The following is a 19,554-nucleotide window of genomic DNA, read 5'->3' on the forward strand; positions in this document are numbered from 1 at the left end:
CTCATCAGCGTTAAATCTCCGTTCGACTTGCATGTGTTAGGCACGCCGCCAGCGTTCATCCTGAGCCAGGATCGAACTCTCACGTTTAAATGTTTATATCAAGTCAAATGACTTAATATCGTTCGTCTGACCAGAACTTAAGCTTGGCTTTTGTTCTGTCCGTTTTACCTTGTTAGGTTTTGTTCTCTGAATATTCTTTTTTGGAATTTTCAGGGTTGCATTACTATTTCATTGTCAATGTGCTTAAATACTGGGCTCGCAGGCTTTTTGATATCTTGCCGTGCGCCGCAGCGATATTTAATATATCACTACCCCTAATATGTGTCAACAATAAATTTTATTTTTTTACAAAAATTTTTTATTCCCCTAAAAACCTGATCAATCGATCCTGAAAATCATGATAATATGGCTTCTCAATCATTATTACATGTGAGCCTCCATCAATCATTTCCAGAGAAGAACCTTCCGGTAACATATTTTTTGCTTCACTGATTTTACTATAATTAAGATATGGATCATTGCTTCCACAAATAATCAGTGTTGGATTCTTAAGTTTTGTAAGATCAATAAGTTCCACATCTTCAGCAACGCAAATATCTCTTCTTCCACCATTAGGACTGTATTCACCATCATAATGCCAGCAGTTTGAGCAGAAAATGTCTATGACATTCTTTTCAGTAACAGAATAATCAAGCGTTCCATCCTCACATCTCTGAAAGTCATCGGCTGCATGTTCCCATGTATTATGGTGAAAAGCTTCCGTCACTTCATAATCACCAACACCTGTAAGAATCGGAGCATATAATACTATTTTCCGTATATGTTCAGGATGCATGGCAGCAAATCTGCTAACTGTTACAGTTCCCCAACTCCATCCCAGAATATCAATATTTTCATTACCGGTATTCTTCACTATTTCATTTACGGCAGCACCTATATCTTCTGCTGCATAATCTGAGTCAGGCATATAACCATCCTCAACTTCCTCAGATTGACCAAATCCTGCAATATCCAGTCTCCAGACGTTGTATCCTTCCCTGGCAAGTCTCCTTACAAGACTATAATCCTCATAGTCCGTGTCAAACTCATTGGATGAATAGGTAACACCATGAATCAGCAGAATGTCTTTCTGTTGTTCTTTACCGCTTACGGAAAGGCAATCCAAATGAAGCTTTACTCCATTTCTCTCCAAAGGAATTTCAGAGTACTCATATAATGTGGGATTATATAAGATTTTATCAAGATTCTCCGGGGCTATTACATCAGCATCTACATACTTACCTGTTTCAATTGCATTTCCAAGATCATATTTTTCAGAATACTGCCATATAACATGATTCTGTATAGGAGCAAAATAGGTATTCCTAATCCATAAAGGATTCTCTTTTATTTCTCCGTTCAAATACTTAAAATAAAAGCTCTGAGTTGTGTATATTACCGGTTTTGTGCCATATTCTTTTTCCATAAGTGCAGACAATTCACGAACCTGTAATAAAACAATATCTTTATCCGGCGGATTCTGACGCATATCCCCATACCATTCAACATCAATGGCAGGTATCATTTTCAATTCATAACTTTTTACAGCGTTTTGAAAATTAGCCATTTGCGTTTCAGCAGGACTATCAAGGCTCAAAAAATGATAAAAACTATATTTGATGTCTGTTTTACTGACGCCTTCATAATTCTCAGCCAGTTTTTCATCCACAAGACTACTTCCCTCTGTTGCCTTAATATATGCAAAGGAAATACCCTGTTCTGAAACAGAGTGCCAGTCTATTGTTCCCTGATGATGAGAAATATCAATTCCTTTCAGTGAATAACGCCTTGACGCTATAGGCACGGAAATAAAAAACAGAACTAATACTATAGAAGTAAGCAGAACTGTTATGAGTATACATTTTCTCGAAAACCTCAGCTTTCCCAGCAGCTGTTTCACCATTTCTCACTCCTTTGATCATCGCCCAAGGAGTACAGCTTTGAGAGTATTCCTCAGGTCATCCCGGATTATTCATAAAATATTCAGCACAGTCCACGATTATTATTTTGATATTCCCCTGCACTTTCAACAGTTTTTTTCATTATATTGATTACTTCTACAGGATAATTGCCTACAGCAGTTTCACCTGTTACCATTACCGAAGTGGCTCCGTCAAGAACAGCATTGAATATGTCACTTACTTCTGCCCTTGTAGGAACAGGATTTTTTTCCATTGATGTAAGCATTTGAGTCACAACCATAAAACGTTTATTACAGCGGCAACATTTTTCAGCTATATTTTTCTGAACTCCAGGGAGTTCCCAAAGTGGTACAGCATTTCCAAGATCTCCCCTTGCGATAATTATCTCATCACTTTCTTCCATTATTTCATCAAGCTTATTTATACCACGCATATTTTCAATCTTGGCATATATTTCTATAGAAGATCCGCCTTCTTTTTGTAATGTATTTTTTAATGAAAGAATATCTTCTTTTCCTCTTACAAAGGGTTGCATAATTCCCGTAATACCAATATCTACAGCACACCTTATGTTTTCTATGTCAGCTTCTGTCAGCGCATCTTTTTCAATTTCATAATCTTTTATCAGAATACTCTTTCTGCTTCTTAACAGACCTCCTCTGTCTACTATAGCTTTGGCCGTTCTACCGTCATTTGACATAATATGTGCCTGAATTTTGCCATCGTCAAGCAGAATTATCATGTCCTTTTCCAGCTTAGACAAAATAATTTCTTCCAGAGGGACTCCATTTTCTCCCAGAATAAACTCATCACCTTCTGAAAGCAGTAATTCTTTTCCTAATGCACCTATTCTAAGCTCAGGTCCCTGTAGGTCAATAAGGAGCTTTGGCTCTGTTCCTGCATGAAGCGCTGCCTTCTTCACAGATTCTATAAGGTTGATGTTTTCATATATGAAAGAATGCGATAAGTTCAATCGAACCCCTGTCATTCCTTTCTCAAACATTTTTCTTAATGTCTCTTCCTTATTACAGGAAGGACCGAGTGTGCCATATATCTCTACCATAATATTCTTTCTTTTCTAAATTATTCTTTTGTATATATTTATAGAAGTTAAGCAGTAATTACAATGTACATAATTAAGTTTTCAATCACTTGAATCCTACATTATATATATGATATCATGTTTTTATTAAATATTTTACTTTTATTTAAAGGAGTAGGCATGCTGCATATAAAATCTCTTTCAGAGGGACTGGATCTTTTCAAAGCTTTAGGATCTGATGTCAGAATAGAAATCATTAAAATTCTGCTTGAAAATAACGGCATGAATATGAACGAGCTTGCAGGCAGATTAAATATTACTAACGGAGCTCTTACAAGTCATATACGTAAGTTGGAGGAATGTGGCCTTATCACAGTAAGCAATGAAACAAATGGTCACGGAAACCAGAAAATATGCTCTGTCCACGTAGACAAAATTCTTATAGATATCCAGGATGAGCAGCATGATGAGAATATTTATACCGCAGATATAAAGGTTGGACAGTTTTCAGATTATGATGTGTATCCAACCTGTGGTTTAGCCTCTTCTACTCAGATAATTGGTCAGGTAGACGATACGCGATACTTCTCTCATCCCGATCGTTACAATGCCGATATTCTCTGGTTTACCAAGGGCTATGTGGAATATGTCGTTCCAAACTTTATTCCATTCAATCAGAAGATAGATGAAATCTGTATATCCGCTGAGCTTTCAAGTGAAGCCCCCGGTGTTAATAACGTCTGGCCTTCTGATATTTCTTTCTATCTTAATAATGAATTTTTGGGTACATGGATTTCTCCCGGTGACTTTGGTGATGTGAAGGGTATTTTCACTCCGGATTGGTGGTTTCCAAATTGGAATCAATATGGTCTTTTAAAAATGCTTGTTATTAATCATCGAGGTACCTTTATAGATGGTCTTCAGATTTCAGATATTACTATAGATCATTTTAATCTTACAAGTAAGAGCGGAATTAAGTTTAAAATGGCTGTTCCTGAAGATGCAGAGCATGTTGGTGGTCTTACAATATTTGGAAAAACCTTCGGAAATTATAGTCAGGATATAAATGTAAAGATTGCTTATAGTCCGATTGAGGCATAAAAAAACCTTCCCGCGGGGGAAGGTTTTTTATTACTTAAAGAATTCCATATCTCGATTCAATTTCTCTGAGATATCTCTCAAATCATTTGCTTCATTAGCAAGCATAAGTACTGTATTGGAAAGCTCCTGCATGGATGCTCCTGTCTCCTGAGATGATGCAGCATTTTCTTCTGATATTGCGGAAAGAGCATCCATTGTATCCGATACTGCATCCTTGGAAGATGCGCATTGCTCAGCACCAGCGCTTATCACTTTAACTCCACCAACTGTAGAATCAATATCCTCAAGCATGCCGTTTATGGAATCAATTGTCTCACCAAGCGCTTCCTGTTGTTCAAGATTACCATGTTTTACATCTTCTGCTGCCTGTACTGCTGCTGATGCATCTTCAAGAAGAACTTCCATCTCCTTTTTAATATCATCAGCCATAACCTTTGAATCCTCGGCAAGCTTACCGATTTCCTCAGCTACAACAGAGAAGCCTCTTCCGGCATCGCCAGCTCTTGCTGCTTCTATTGAAGCATTTAAGGAAAGAAGGTTTGTCTGCGTAGCTATGGAAGTAATTCCCTCAACCTTTGCAGATATATTGGTTACAGCTTCCTGTGTTCTTGTAATAGTTTCCGAAATTTCGTCTATCTTTGCTGTCATTTCCGTTGATGAATTTTGCAGCGATGATAATGATTTACCTGATACTTCGGAAGCCTCTTTCATCTTAGCAGCAAGTGAATCAAGGTCCTGTGTGGATGACTGAACATTTCCTACAGCATCCCCTATAAGTATTACATTCTCTGCCGCACTCTGAATCTCTCCTGCCTGCTGAGTAGCACCCTGTGCAATCTCCTGCACTGCATTTGAAACGTCCTCTGTTGTCTGTGATATTCTATTTGCCATATCTGACAGATCAGTAGATGAAGTGTTTACCGTAACGGCAGATTTTCTTATATCAGCTACTATAGAACTGAGCTTTTCAATGAGGGCATTTGTATTATTAAGTGCTTCTCCAAGTTCATCATTTCTATCAAGGAACCTGTCTGCCTTTTTAAACTCACCCTTTGCGAGATATTGAATACTCTCATTTATTGCCCCGATCGCACCTGCCATGTTTATTGCTGCTCTGATTGCAACGATAATAGCTATTGCCATTAACACAAAGCTAATAATAAGCATGAAAATTATAGATTTAAAAACCTGCTCTTCAACCGATTTACGTGATACACCTGTAAAAGCCATGGATACTACCTTTCCGGAGGTATCCTTAACCGGAACATAAGCAACAAAATATGGAGTTCCCGCAACCTGGGTATTGGTGGATGTAAAGGTGTTTCCACCTTGTATTACTGCAGCTATAACTGAATCTGCTGCTTTAGTGCCTATTACACTACTTCCGAGAGATGAATTTTTTCTGGTATCACCATCGAACCAGGTGAAATCATAGCCGGCATTTTGTTTAAGTGCAATCTCCGTTTCGTTATCTCCGGCTTCTCTGTCTGTAAGATGTGATGCAATATCTCTGTAGGTGTATGCTGATGCCAGCAACCCTTTTAACACCTCATCTTCCATGCCTGAACGCATAAACAATATACCTGTTATCAGCATAGCTATAGTGATAACAAATGCCGGTAAAACTGCTATTAGCGCAATTTCCTTTCGTACCGAAAAAATCTTTTCCCTCATAAAAACCCCCTTGCAAAAAATCAGAACGACCATGAATGCAAATAATTGTTTGCAAAATAATTATACTTGTTAAAATCATGTCATTTCAACAGTATCCCTGTGGTATTATCTAAATTTTTTATGAAATATTTACTCATCTAAATACTATTTCTATAAAATAAAGTTTCATAAAAGGAAAAGACGACAAGTCACAAAACTCGTCGTCTTATACAGGTTATTATTTAATTCCGCTGATTGCAATTGATTCAATGATAACTCTCTGGAACAGGAAGAATAGTACCAGTGTAGGAAGCATTGCTATTACCGATGCTGCCATAATAAGAGCATAATCACTTTGAATTGCATAATATGAATTGAAGGATCTGATGACTACCTGAAGTGTCCAGTGCTTTTCACTTCTAAGGAAAATCGTAGGTGCAAGATAATCATTCCATATTCCCATGAACCAAAGCATAAGCTGTGTTCCAAGGGCTCCTTTCATAAGTGGAAGGAAAATCTTGTAGTAAATTTCAAAGTAATTACAGCCATCGATTTTTGCTGCATCCATAAGCTCAGTAGGAATACTATAGAGGTTCTGTCTAAGGAAAAAGATCATACTGACATTACCAAAGCATCCCGGAATGATAAGCGGTGCAAGTGAGTTTGTCCATCCAAGCTTTGTAAAAAGTACATACTGCGGAATCATAACTACAGCAAAGGGAATCATGATTGTCGCAAGCAGTGCTAAAAACAATGCATTTTTTCCTCTGAAATTCATCTTGGCAAATGCAAAAGCTGCAAGTGATGAAGTAAAGCCACCTATCAGAAGTACCGGTATTTCCACGGTTATTGTGTTTATGATACCAGTAATAAACTGTCCTTTACTTAGGACCTGACTGTATTTTCCGATCAGAATAGGATTTGGAAACAAAGTTAAAGTTCCCGAAAGTATCTGATTTTTAGTCATAAATGATGTTGCAACCATATAAATAAGCGGGAACACCATTGTTATTGCAAATGCAAAGAGCAAAATGAAGATTATTACATTAGCAATCTTCTCTTTGGAAGATGTGACGCGATCTGTCTGATAATCTTTTGTACTTGACTTTGCTCTCTTAGCAGAGCTCTGTTCTGTATTTGTATTTAAAGCTATTTCCATCTGTCACACCTCCTTTACTCTATAGTTTTTACCCATTTATCCTGGCCCCAGAAATTGATAGCCGTGATAATGAATATGATGATTGCAAGAATTACTGCTACTGCACTACCATAGCCAAGCTGACCGTTGGTAAATGCTTTTTCAAAAAGGTAGAAAACAACTGTAGCTGAGCTATAGTTAGGTCCGCCTGATGGTGTCATAACCTGAACCTCTACAAATACCTGGAAACCGCCGATCAGTGATGTGATTAAAATGTAGAAGGTAACGGGTGAAAGAAGCGGTAACGTAATGTTCTTAAACTTCTGCCAGCTGTTCGCACCGTCTATCATTGCAGCTTCGTAGTAATCACGTGGAATGTTCTGAAGCCCAGCCAGGTAAAGTATTATTGTTCCTCCAAGTCCCTTCCATACCATGAATATGATCAGGGAGATTTTTACCATTACTTCATCTCCAAGCCAGTTAGGGCCATGCAATCCCGTAAGTGCTTTATAAATTCCGTTTAAGAGACCATAATCATAGTTAAAAACCCATGCCCAAAGTATTGATACCGCAACCAGTGATGATACAACAGGTACGTAGTACATAGTGGTTAAAACTCTCTTACCGGGAAGCTTTCTGTTTAAGCCCATAGCTATAAGAATACCAAGTATCATTCCTATCGGAATTCCTATCATATAGATGATTGTCGTTCCCATTGCTTTCCAGAACTTAGCATCATTTATTATTTTAATGTAGTTTCTGAGTCCAACTATATTTCCCAATAAAGAGTTAATTCCTGTCCATTTGCTTGTGCTGGCAATCAGAGCAAATACGATAGGATAAGCCATAAAAAGCATGAACCCGATAAAAGGTGCTGCAATAAAAAGCCATGCCCATCTCTCTTCTCTCTTTGCCATCGCAGACATATGAACTTTTGTTTTATTTGATGTCATAAGTATTGCTCCTTAATAAATGAAGTTCCTCTGTAAGTAGAGGAACTTCGACAGTGATAACCCTCATCCGTCAGCTTCGCTGACACCTTCCCCCTCTAGGGGGAAGGCATTATTATTTTTTAATACAATTCATATAACAGAGGTAAATCATTGTTGCAAATATTCAGCTATTATCAGTTAGTAGCTGAGTTCTGAAGCTCGATAGCTTCATCAAGTGCTTCCTGCATCTCAGGTTCAACCTGCTGTAAGAAATCTTCTACAGTGATATCACCATTCTTGATGTTAAATACACCTGACCAAAAAGGTGTAAACCACTCACCGTTATATGTGTAATCAGTTTCCTGAAGTGCTGCTTCATAGTGATCATTGCCATCAAAATATCCGAAGATAACATCTACGTTTGAAGCATAAGGCACTTTTCCGCTGTTTACTGCATCCTTAAATTCACCATAAGCAAGATCTGTGATGTTAGGAAGCTGTATAGATTCACCTGTTGAAATACCTGAAACTGCTCTCTGGCCATCCTCATCTGTTGAGAACTTAGATATAAGCGCTGCTGCAAGGTCAGGATTTTCAGATGTAGCAGATACACAATATCCTACAGAGCCCATCCATGTATGTGATTTCCCATCACCGGAAGGTCCAACAGGCCATCCGCAAAGATCCCAGTTGTAAGGGAATGTAGCTTTATCCATGAATGCTGCAACGTCCCATGTACCACATGCATAGAATGCAACCTGTCCATCAAGCCATCTCTGATATCCACCAAGTGCTGTATCCTGCTCAACAGAAGGTGTAAGGCCATTCTTTGTAAGGTCTGTGTAGAATGTAAGAGCTTCCTTAAGCTGCTCGTTATTTGCTACGTTAACCTTTGTCATATCATCATTAAGGAACTTAACACCGTTAGAATAAAGGAAAGGAGTCATACCAAACTGATCTGCATTAGCAACTCCCCACTGATCAATTTCTCCGTCACCATCCTTATCGATTGTAAGCTTCTCACATACTTCTACGAATTCATCATAAGTGTAAGGCTTCTCAGGATCAGGATAGTCAAGACCTGCTGCATCGAAAAGATCCTTGTTATAGGCAAAAGCAAAGCAGGAAAGGTCCTTGGGAAGTGCATAGAGTGAACCACTTCCTACATTTGTACCATCATAACGATAAATCTCCTGAGTTGTTCCCCAAACACTCTTCATAGTGTCTGCATCAACATAATCGTCAAGAGGAAGAATATATCCGTTATCTGCATAAGAACGAACTGCTGCAGGTCCTACATAGAACACATCAGGCATATCATTTGCTGTCATATTAGCAATCATCTTCTGATTGTATTCATCCTGAGTTGTTACTTCAAAAACAAGTTCCTTTATTTCATCTTTGTGTTCATCAACAAACTGTTTAGCAAGATCTTCATAAATCTTCTTTTCATGCTCCTGCATGTAAAGGAATACGTGAAGTGTCTTATCACCGTTACCTGTGAGTGAATCAGATGATGAGCCGTCTGTACTCTCTGCCTCGCCGGCATCTGCTGTCTCCTCAGTAGCCTCAGCTCCATCAGTAGTCTCAGCTGTATCGTCAGACTTTGCTTCCTCTGTCTTGGGAGCTTCTGTGCTCTCTGCTTCGCCAGCCTCTTCAACTGTTGTTGTAGCACAGCCGGTAACTGTACTAAGTCCCATGACTGTTGCCATTGCAATACCTAAAAATTTCCTTCTCATGTCAAATCCTCCTAAAAAACTTATCTAAGTGATTAACTTATATAGTGATTTTAAACAACCATATTTACATCGTCAATAATTATTTTAGATTTTTGTAAAGCATTTTATATTTTTGTCGTTTTTAATAAAATGTTAAAATACTTTTTGTGTAATTAAACAAACTTATCAAATATTGCTGCGTGCGGTTTACAAAATTGCTAATTTGTGTTTGTTATCACGTTAAAGAGTTAAATTTACATTTACAATTCTTGTTTACATATATTTAACTGCCCAGATGGTCTCATTGTTTTCACCCTTTGCCGATATGCATAAAGTAGTATTTCCTGCTTCATCAGTCATTGTAAACGCACATCCTTCATAAGTTACACCATCTAATGTAATAGAAACAAAAGCACTGTTTTCTTTTAATGAAATCGTCCCATCAAGCTTCTCTTCGCCTTCCTCAGAAGAAATAATGCTGTTTTCGACCTTGCATTTAATCGGCTTATTTACAATATCATTCACATCAAGTCCGTGATTCAGGATAAAAAATGTACCACTAAGCATGTCGTCTGTAATATCTGAGCTATCTGCAATAGAATTTATACTTTCGTCACCGGTATATTCAAAGGGTGCTGCAGTAAACCAGCCGTCCTCTGTCATGAAAAGTTTATGTATTCTGGGCTCATGAAATTCCTGTCCATCATCAAATCTTTGATGATAAACAATGTAATACTCTCCCTTTTCATCCTGAAATACAGACTGTCCGCCGGGAGCCATATATGTCACCGAAAGGCTGGGAAGTGTATAATTCCCCATCATTTTCAGACCATAACTCATGTAGTTTTCTTCATCGCCAAGTCTGTTGCCTGCAGCATCAACGTATGGCCCGGTAGGATTTTTACTTCTAAACTGTCTGATCTGGTAACCACCATTACTCGTAAGTCCGCCATATGAAACAAACAGGTAGTAGTAGCCTGTTTCCTTTGAGTATGTAATGTAAGGTCCCTCAATTGCATGGTGTCCACCACCTACCAGTCTGTATCCATAATATGGATCCGGAGCATCCTCTCCTCCGGCTGCAGCCTCTTCTATAGGATGAACAGGTTTTCCTGTTGCAGGATCAAGCTCCAATAAGAAAATACCGCCAGACCATGAACCGTAAACCATCCACATACGTTCATCTTCATCCGTAAAAACAGCAGGGTCTATGCAGTTTGGCCATTTTTCATTATCGTAGCCACCAAGCTTAAGGTATGCTGATATATCCGCATCTGTGCCAAGAACATCGTATATGTCTGTTTCCGGGGCATGTGATTTTGTGAATCCCGAATATAGAATTGTATCCGTATATGTGTATTTTCCACCGGGTTCGTCTGAAACAGCCATGCATAGATTAGACTTTATATATGAAGAGGTTGTGCAAAAGTACATAACATACTTCTTCATTGTTTCATTATAAAAAGTATTAGCAGCCCAGACAGAATAGCCACCTTCCTCATTTTTCCCTACATACTTAAATGCATCCAGATTTCCTGAAAACAGGTTATCAAACACGTTGTTTCCATTACCAATGTAGCTCCAGTTCTTCAAATCATCTGATTTTGCAAGAACCTGATGGCTGCCTGTCATATAGTACGTATCATCAGCCAGAATCACCTGTGGATCATGACAACAGACTGCATTTTTATAGACTCCTTTTTTTATATCAGTTTCGCTAAGTGATTCTGCTTTCACCTCTGCATCCCCCTGTGAATCTGATTCTTCATTATCTGCTACCACTGCACTCACATCCTCGCTGCTATCCTCAGAGGAATTATTTTCAAAATTTTTGTCATTTCCGCATCCACTAAGAAAAACAATCATGGCAGTTACGCATGCAGCAATAGCAATTCCATTTATTAAATGCCTTTTTATCATTGTTACTCCTTGTCATAGCTCGTAAAGAAGCACCTTATCTGCATGAAAACACAGGATAGCCTCTGTCATCATATTTAATTTTCATAAGCATTGCATGTCTGTTGGGATTATATAAAGGATCTCCCTCTATCTCAGTCTCCGTTCTGGCATGATAAACCATGATGTCTTCACCATTTTCATCCACAGTAAAGGAATTATGACCGGGGCCGTATACAACAGCTTCTGCATCACTTTTCAAAACCGGGTACCTTTCCTTTGTCCAGGATTTCGGATCAAGTAAATCCGCATCCTCATCTGCCGTAAGCATTCCCATACAGTAAGCCACTCCGGTTTCACTTGCGGAATAGGTCATGAAAATTTTACCGTTCCGCTTAAGAATTGCAGGGCCTTCATTTACCCAGAAGCCAACTCTCTCCCAGTCGTAATCAGGCGTTGTAAGAAGCACCTGTACTGTCTCAAGCTCATAAGGGCTCTTCATTCTGGCTATATAAAGATTAGATATCTGTTTTCCAACGCTAACCTTCTCAGCCCAGATATAGTACCAGTTTCCTCTGTGCTCAAAAACAGTCGCATCTAGTGAAAATGCCCTGAAAGAGAATTCATCATCTTTAGCACATGTCATTTTTCCCTTTTCTATCCAGGGACCAACCATGGGATCCTCGCCCTGACACTCAAGTACATATGGTCTTATCTTCCAAATATCTTCCACTTCGCCTCCGGCAAAATAGATATACCATCTGCCCATGACCTTATGAAGCTCCGGTGCCCATATATGCTTGCTCATGATTCCATTCTCATGCTTTGTCCAAATTGTATGCTCGGATGCTTCGGAAAGACCCGCCAACGTTTCAGAACGCCTAAGAGCAATTCTGTCATATTCAGGTACCGAAGCAGTAAAATAGTAAAAGCCATCATCTGCCCTGGTCACATAGGGATCAGCTCTTTGCATAATCCATGGCTCATTAAATTTAAGTTCTTTTTCCATGTTTTTCTCCGATTGAAATAATTTATTTCCATTCCGGTTGAATGTACAACTTCATAAAATTGTTCAGCTAATAAGTTAATCACAATTTTTGTTTTATAAGTTAATCACAACTTTGTATTTCATTCTTTACTGAACTATTTTATTTTTATCTAAATTATATTATTATAATCTAAACTTTTCAACTATTTTATAAATTCTCTCTTGAAAAAGAATTTACATTGACATACAATCATTGAACTGCAAAAAATTTTATTAGGAGCAACAGAATTATGAATGGAAAAATGACAGAAGGAAGACCGCTTCCCATATTATTAAAATTTGTGATTCCTATTTTATTAGGTTTTATTTTTCAACAATTCTATAACATGGTAGATACAGTTATTGTAGGAAGATTTGTTGGTCCCAAGGCATTAGCAGCCGTCGGCTCTACAGGAACCATCATGTTCATGATAATGGGACTTGCAAACGGAATGACTACAGGATACACGGTTCTTATCAGTCATCAATTTGGTGCAGGAAGCGATGAAGGTACTAAAAAGGCATTTGTCAATGCTATAATACTGGGATTTATAAGCACACTGGTTGTGACGATCATTGCCATAGCATCCATGTCCTCTCTTCTTCATATTATGAATACCCCGGATGATATATATGATTATGCATATTCATATATCATAACCATATGTGCAGGCAGCTTTGCTCTTATCGGTTACAATCTTTTTGCAGCATCCTTAAGAGCAATCGGCAACAGTAAAACTCCCCTCTATTTCCTGATTTTTTCAGCTGCGCTTAACATAGTCCTGGATCTTCTATTTATTATAGTGTTCAGACTTGAGACTTTCGGTGCTGCGCTTGCAACAGATATTTCACAGGGTGCCTCTGCTATCCTCTGCATTATTTACATATATAAAAAAGTGGATATTCTCAAACCCGAAAAGGGAAGTTGGAAGCTTGACATGAATTTTGCAAAAAAGCAGCTAAACATAGGAATTCCCATGGCACTTCAGTTCGGAATCACCGCATCTGGCACCATGGTTATGCAGGCATCAATCAATGTATACCAGTCAGTTGCTATAGGGGGCTTTACAGCTGCAGGTAAAGTTGTAAACCTTATGACCGCAGGAATGCCTTCTATAGGACAGACGACAGCAGCTTATGTCGGACAAAACTTCGGCTACGGCGATCTGGACAGAGTCCACCAGGGCACTAAGGATGCAATGAAAATTTCTGTGGTTTATTCTGTTATAACAGGAGTTTTAAGTGTAGTTCTTATGCCGACTATTGTCAGTATGTTCTTTGACAAAGGTGTAGATATTTCACAGTATCTTCCCTACAGCAGAATTTATATAGTTGAAGCTGCTCTATTCTATATTCCGCTTGCCATGATATTCATTTACAGAAATGCCATGCAGGGCTGTGGCTTCGGAAAAACTGCTCTCATGCTTGGAGTTATGGAGCTTGTTTCAAGACTCATCACTGCATTTGTATCGATGAGACTTTCAAGCTATGCAATCGCCGTAGCCGGAGACGCTTTTTCATGGCTTACTACAGGTGTTTTATCCTACATTTTATATATGATTGTAATGAAAAAGCTTAAAGAAAAATTCCCATCAAAGAAATGAGCAAATGTCAAGATTTGATTTATATTTCGTTTACCTCTAAAATATATTAATGGGTTACTTTTTATTATTTACAACATTTTAAGGAGGTATTGGTATGTCACGTTTTACACTGCCCAGAGATATCTATCATGGAAAAGGCGCACTTGAAGCGCTGAAGACTTTTGAGGGCAAAAAAGCTATGGTCTGCACCGGTGGCGGATCCATGAAAAGAGGGGGATTTCTCCAGAAGGTTGAAGACTATTTAAAGGAAGCAGGAATGGAAGTTGAGCTCTTTGAAGGAATTGAGCCTGATCCTTCCGTTGAAACAGTTATGAAGGGTGCCGAAGCCATGCAGAAGTTCCAGCCTGACTGGATCGTTGCTATCGGTGGCGGTTCTCCTATTGATGCTGCAAAAGCTATGTGGATCAAGTATGAATATCCTGATACCACATTTGAGGATATGTGCAAGGTATTCGGTCTTCCGAAGCTTCGCACAAAAGCTAAGTTCTGCGCTATTTCCTCAACATCAGGAACAGCTACAGAGGTTACTGCATTCTCAATCATCACTGATTATCAGAAGGGAATCAAATTCCCCATCGCTGACTTTGAGATTACCCCTGATGTTGCTATCGTAGATCCTGAGCTTGCACACACAATGCCTAAAAAGCTTGTTGCTCACACAGGTATGGACGCTATGACACATGCTGTTGAAGCATATGTTTCCACAGCTAACTGCGACTACACAGATCCTCTTGCCATTCACGCAATTGAGATGATTCAGAAGACTCTCGTTAAGTCATACAATGAGGATATGGACGCAAGAGATGCTATGCACAACGCTCAGTGCCTTGCCGGAATGGCATTCTCCAATGCTCTTCTTGGTATTGTTCACTCTATGGCACACAAGACCGGTGCTGCTTTTGCAGATCTCGGTGCTCATATCATCCACGGCGCAGCTAATGCTATGTATCTTCCCAAAGTTGTAGCATTTAATGCAAAGGATCCCACTGCCAAGAAGCGTTATGGTGTTATCGCTGATTACATGCACCTCGGCGGAAAGGATGATGACGAGAAGGTTGAGCTTCTCATCGATTATCTTCGCAAGATGAATGATGCTCTGAATATTCCTCACAGCATCAATCACTATGGTGCTGACGGACTTCCGGCTGAAGTCGGATTTGTTCCTGAAGACATATTCCTTGAGAGACTTCATGATATCGCAGCTAATGCCATTCTTGATGCCTGCACAGGCTCCAATCCTCGTCAGCCCAGTCAGGAAGAGATGGAAAAGCTCCTTAAGTGCTGCTATTATGATACTGAAGTAGATTTCTAATTTGGGATTACTTACTAAGAATCTATTTTTCTATTTATCATTGAATTTAATATTTTAGGTATAGAAAAGGTTCAGCCCACATAGGAGCTGAACCTTTTTGATTTCTTTTTAAATATTATTTCTTAAGACGAAGCATAAGCACTGAGCATGCAGGTATGGTAACTTTAATACCATTATCTGTTTTACTGTAATCCTTAAACTCAGCTTCTTTTACAACTTCAGGATTCTCAAAAGTATTATGGTCAGCCATCTTACCTGTAACCACAACAGCTTCTGATACATCATACTTTCCGCCGTCATTTGTAAATGCAATCTCTACTTCTTCTGATGCTTCAAGAGAATTGTTTGTAAGTGTTACTGTTACAAAGCCCTGTTCATCCTCTGAAACAGATTCGAAGAGTTTCGGAAGCTCATTTTTTCCTTCACCAACACTACTGTTATTGAGAAGTTCGCTGCCAAGAAGATTAGCTCCCTGATGATATCTGAACATCTTGAATACATAATATGTGGGAGTCTTTATCATCTTCTCTCCCTCAGTAAGCATTACTGACTGAAGGACATTGATCAGCTGTGCGATACATGCCATCTTTACACGATCAGAATTCTTATTGAAGATATTAAGGTTCATACCTGCAACAAGAGCATCACGCATTGTATTCTGCTGATAAAGGAAACCGGGATTAGTTCCGGGTTCAACATCAGTCCAGATACCCCACTCATCAACCATAAGGCCAATCTTCTTATCCGGATCATACTGGTCCATTATAGCTCCATGCTTTCTGATTAGTTCTTCCATAAAGGAGCTTCTCTTAAGGGTCTGATAGAATACTTCTTCAGTAAACTGTGTAGCTGATCCCTTAAAGTTCCAGTCATCCTCAGTTTCAGGAAGCGTATAATAATGAAGTGAAAGGCCATCCATAAAGCCATGGAACTGCGGTGGTGTATGATCAAAGCATGTCTCAAGAACATTCTTTGTCCAGTTATAATCATCTACATTAGGTCCACAGCAAATCTTCTGGATAGGCTTTGCACCATTATAATTTCTTACATATGTCTGATATCTTCTGTATTCATCAGCATAATGTGTGGGTCTCATATTACCACCACAGCCCCAGTTCTCGTTACCTACACCAAGGTAATCAACTGTCCAGGGTTCCTCATGGCCATTTTCTTTTCTAAGATCAGCCATGGGTGAAACTCCATTAAAGGTCATGTATTCAACCCATTCACTCATCTCTCTTACTGTTCCTGAACCGAGATTGGCATTAACATATGTCTTACAACCAAGCTGCCTGGTTAATTCAAAAAACTCATGTGTTCCAAAGCTGTTATCTTCAACTACACCGCCCCAGTGTGTGTTGATCATTTTCTTTCTCTTTTCCTTAGGGCCAATACCATCCATCCAATGATATTCGTCAGCGAAGCATCCTCCGGGCCAGCGAAGAACAGGTATCTTCATCTCCTTAAGTGCTTCAACTACATCTGTTCTCATACCATTAACATTCGGAATATCAGAGTCTTCACCTACATAAAGACCTTCATAGATACATCTTCCAAGATGCTCTGAAAAATGTCCGTAAATTTCAGGAGCTATTCTGGATTTCCTGCTTTCGTTGTTAATTAGTAGTTTTGCCAATGTAATTACCTCCTCTTAACTTTAGTCATTTACCATTTTTTCTTTGGACAATGAGCAACTACCCCCAATGCTCTCAGCTCAACATAGCAGCCACACACAAGGCAGGTGCCAATTGACAGCTTATCACAGTTCATGCAAACGCCAAGTCGTCTCTCATACTCTGCATCAGCTACTCTGTCTTCAGCCATAATGGCATCCTTATATTTGCGTATCATTTCTTTCTCTTCACCCTCTATGTCTCGAAGAAGGCAATGTTTGCATACCCTATTATCCATATTAAACCATTTAATCTTTTAGCATTATCTAAACTATTTTACAATCTTAGCATGGATGATTGTCATTTTCAACACAATTCTTGCTATATTTATTAAAAAAGAAGTCTCTATGTAAAATAAAAAAGACAGCCTATTCAAGTATTACCTGATAAGCTGTCTTTTCTAATTTCTGTAGAATTATATTCTATATATTTTTATAAATGATGTTCAATCATTAAAGATTACATCATTCCCATTCCAGGGTTGCCAGCGGGCATCGGAGGTACAGGCTCCTTAACTGTAGCAACAGCAGCCTCTGTTGTAAGGAAGCTTGATGCAACAGATGTAGCATTCTGAAGAGCACTTCTTGTAACCTTGGCAGGATCAATGATACCATCCTTAACCATGTCAACATACTCTTCTGAATAAGCATTGAAGCCGATTCCCTGCTTAGACTCTTTAACCTTGTTAACGATTACAGATCCGTCAAGACCAGCGTTGTTAGCAATGTGGAAAAGAGGAGCCTCAAGTGCCTTAAGTACTACCTTGGCACCTGTCTTTTCATCACCTTCAAGAGTATCAGCAAGCTTAGCAACATCCTTGCAAGCATGAATGTAAGCACTACCACCACCAAAGATGATACCTTCCTCAACAGCAGCTCTTGTAGCGTTGAGAGCATCCTCCATACGGTACTTAGCTTCCTTCATCTCTGTCTCTGTAGCAGCACCAACTCTGATAACTGCAACACCGCCTGCAAGCTTAGCAAGTCTCTCCTGAAGCTTTTCTCTATCGAAATCAGATGTTGTATCTTCGATCTGCTTCTTGATCTGTGCAACTCTTGCCTTAATGTCATCCTTGTCGCCAAGACCATCAACGATAGTTGTCTTTTCCTTCTCAACCTTGATGCTCTTTGCACGTCCAAGGTCATCCATTGTTGTATCCTTAAGCTCAAGACCAAGATCAGAGCTGATTACCTTACCGCCTGTAAGGATAGCGATATCCTCAAGCATAGCCTTTCTGCGATCACCATAGCCGGGAGCCTTAACAGCAACAACATTGAAGGTTCCGCGAAGCTTGTTAACGATAAGAGTTGTAAGAGCCTCACCATCAACATCCTCAGCGATAATAAGAAGCTTTGCACCAGTCTTAACGATCTGCTCAAGAAGAGGAAGAATATCCTGGATGTTAGAAATCTTCTTATCTGTGATAAGGATATAGGGATCATCAAGGTTAGCTTCCATCTTGTCCATGTCTGTAGCCATGTAAGCTGAAATATAACCACGATCGAACTGCATACCTTCTACAAGGTCAAGCTCTGTGAGCATTGTCTTAGATTCCTCGATTGTGATAACACCATCGTTAGATACCTTCTCCATAGCATCAGCGATCATCTGACCTACTTCGTCATCACCTGAAGAAACAGCAGCAACTCTCATTATCTGATCTTTGCCCTTAACCTTTGTAGCCATCTTGCTGATAGATTCAACAGCTGCATCTGTAGCCTTCTTCATACCTTTTCTAAGAACGATCGGGTTAGCACCTGCTGCAAGGTTCTTAACACCCTCATTGATCATAGCCTGTGCAAGAACTGTAGCTGTTGTAGTACCATCACCTGCTACGTCGTTAGTCTTGGTAGCAACTTCCTTAACAAGCTGAGCACCCATGTTCTCATAAGCATCCTCAAGCTCAATTTCCTTAGCGATAGTAACACCATCGTTTGTAATTGTAGGAGCACCATAGCTCTTATCAAGAACTACATTTCTTCCCTTAGGACCAATTGTAACTCTTACTGTATCTGCAAGCTTGTTAACGCCTTCTACCATAGCTGTGCGGGCGTCAGCGCCGTATTTGATTGTCTTTGCCATTTTAAAATGCCTCCATTACTTAATAATAGCTAAAATATCGTTCTGCTTAACAATGATGTAGGTAACGTCATCGAGCTTAACTTCTGTTCCGGCATACTTGGAATAGATTACGTTATCTCCCTGCTTAACCTGCATCTTCACTTCCTTACCATCTACGATACCGCCGGGGCCTACAGCGATAACCTCAGCCTGCTGCGGTTTCTCCTTCTCAGCACCGGGAAGAACGATTCCTGACTTTGTAGTCTCCTCAGCTTCAAGTGCCTTAAGTACGACTCTGTCTGCAAGTGGTTCTAACTTCATTACAATTGCCTCCTTTATATCTTCATTGTGTTATTCACTTTTTAAATTGTTAGCACTCGTTAGTTTTGAGTGCTAATCACTAAAAAATATATTACCACACACATAAAAAAATGCA

Annotated in this window: 15 protein-coding genes and 1 rRNA gene; 3 read left to right on the forward strand and 13 right to left on the reverse strand. The window is 39.2% G+C overall.

Annotated features, from left to right (window positions below; all coding sequences use genetic code 11):
- From G602_RS31175 to pyk, 3 genes are all read right to left on the reverse strand, one after another.
- Positions 1 to 87, reverse strand: a 16S ribosomal RNA gene (locus G602_RS31175); the annotation flags it as partial.
- A 271-nt stretch (positions 88 to 358) separates the two neighbouring features.
- The gene (locus G602_RS29555) at positions 359 to 1,942 is read right to left on the reverse strand and encodes an alpha/beta fold hydrolase (RefSeq protein WP_049945423.1); all 1,584 of its coding nucleotides are present in this window, start codon (positions 1,940 to 1,942) and stop codon (positions 359 to 361) included.
- Between the two features lie 80 nt (positions 1,943 to 2,022).
- Positions 2,023 to 3,024, reverse strand: coding sequence for a pyruvate kinase (gene pyk, locus G602_RS0122370; RefSeq protein WP_044933349.1), 1,002 nt, complete (start codon positions 3,022 to 3,024; stop codon positions 2,023 to 2,025).
- A 159-nt stretch (positions 3,025 to 3,183) separates the two neighbouring features.
- On the opposite strand from pyk, the gene G602_RS0122375 reads away from it, so the two are divergent.
- A complete protein-coding gene (locus tag G602_RS0122375; RefSeq protein ID WP_026661022.1) occupies positions 3,184 to 4,104 on the forward strand; it encodes an ArsR/SmtB family transcription factor in 921 nt (306 codons plus the stop codon).
- 30 nt (positions 4,105 to 4,134) lie between these two features.
- Here G602_RS0122375 and G602_RS28105 read toward each other — a convergent pair whose 3' ends face one another.
- The 6 genes from G602_RS28105 to G602_RS0122405 all read right to left on the reverse strand — a co-directional run bounded on the left by G602_RS28105 (position 4,135) and on the right by G602_RS0122405 (position 12,450).
- On the reverse strand, positions 4,135 to 5,778 hold the full coding sequence (locus G602_RS28105) for a methyl-accepting chemotaxis protein (RefSeq protein WP_049945424.1): 1,644 nt from the start codon (positions 5,776 to 5,778) through the stop codon (positions 4,135 to 4,137).
- Positions 5,779 to 5,995: 217 nt separating this feature from the next.
- Entirely contained in the window at positions 5,996 to 6,916 is a 921-nt protein-coding gene (locus G602_RS0122385) for a carbohydrate ABC transporter permease (protein WP_081676131.1), read from the reverse strand.
- Between the two features lie 14 nt (positions 6,917 to 6,930).
- Positions 6,931 to 7,848, reverse strand: a complete 918-nt coding sequence (locus tag G602_RS0122390; protein ID WP_026661024.1) for a carbohydrate ABC transporter permease — start codon at positions 7,846 to 7,848, stop codon at positions 6,931 to 6,933.
- 173 nt (positions 7,849 to 8,021) lie between these two features.
- Positions 8,022 to 9,566 (reverse strand): ABC transporter substrate-binding protein, encoded by a 1,545-nt coding sequence (locus tag G602_RS0122395; RefSeq protein WP_026661025.1) that lies wholly within the window; start codon positions 9,564 to 9,566, stop codon positions 8,022 to 8,024.
- Between the two features lie 252 nt (positions 9,567 to 9,818).
- Positions 9,819 to 11,465, reverse strand: a complete 1,647-nt coding sequence (locus tag G602_RS28110; RefSeq protein WP_049945425.1) for a glycoside hydrolase family 43 protein — start codon at positions 11,463 to 11,465, stop codon at positions 9,819 to 9,821.
- Between the two features lie 34 nt (positions 11,466 to 11,499).
- Entirely contained in the window at positions 11,500 to 12,450 is a 951-nt protein-coding gene (locus tag G602_RS0122405) for a glycoside hydrolase family 43 protein (protein WP_026661026.1), read from the reverse strand.
- Positions 12,451 to 12,719: 269 nt separating this feature from the next.
- Here G602_RS0122405 and G602_RS0122410 point away from each other — a divergent pair, with 269 nt between their 5' ends.
- Both G602_RS0122410 and G602_RS0122415 read left to right on the forward strand, forming a co-directional pair.
- Positions 12,720 to 14,072: an MATE family efflux transporter gene (locus G602_RS0122410; RefSeq protein WP_026661027.1), complete on the forward strand. Its 1,353-nt coding sequence runs from the start codon at positions 12,720 to 12,722 to the stop codon at positions 14,070 to 14,072.
- A gap of 94 nt (positions 14,073 to 14,166) precedes the next feature.
- The gene (locus tag G602_RS0122415) at positions 14,167 to 15,384 is read left to right on the forward strand and encodes an iron-containing alcohol dehydrogenase (protein ID WP_026661028.1); all 1,218 of its coding nucleotides are present in this window, start codon (positions 14,167 to 14,169) and stop codon (positions 15,382 to 15,384) included.
- Positions 15,385 to 15,499: 115 nt separating this feature from the next.
- Here G602_RS0122415 and G602_RS0122420 read toward each other — a convergent pair whose 3' ends face one another.
- From G602_RS0122420 to G602_RS0122435, 4 genes are all read right to left on the reverse strand, one after another.
- Entirely contained in the window at positions 15,500 to 17,020 is a 1,521-nt protein-coding gene (locus tag G602_RS0122420; RefSeq protein ID WP_026661029.1) for an alpha-N-arabinofuranosidase, read from the reverse strand.
- Positions 17,021 to 17,049: 29 nt separating this feature from the next.
- Positions 17,050 to 17,295, reverse strand: a complete 246-nt coding sequence (locus tag G602_RS0122425) for a DUF6171 family protein (RefSeq protein WP_026661031.1) — start codon at positions 17,293 to 17,295, stop codon at positions 17,050 to 17,052.
- A 221-nt stretch (positions 17,296 to 17,516) separates the two neighbouring features.
- Positions 17,517 to 19,139 (reverse strand): chaperonin GroEL, encoded by a 1,623-nt coding sequence (groL, locus tag G602_RS0122430; RefSeq protein WP_026661032.1) that lies wholly within the window; start codon positions 19,137 to 19,139, stop codon positions 17,517 to 17,519.
- Positions 19,140 to 19,154: 15 nt separating this feature from the next.
- The gene (locus G602_RS0122435; RefSeq protein WP_026661033.1) at positions 19,155 to 19,439 is read right to left on the reverse strand and encodes a co-chaperone GroES; all 285 of its coding nucleotides are present in this window, start codon (positions 19,437 to 19,439) and stop codon (positions 19,155 to 19,157) included.
- Between the last annotated feature and the right edge of the window lie 115 nt (positions 19,440 to 19,554).

Source organism: Butyrivibrio sp. AC2005, assembly GCF_000424145.1.
Classification (GTDB): domain Bacteria; phylum Bacillota; class Clostridia; order Lachnospirales; family Lachnospiraceae; genus Butyrivibrio.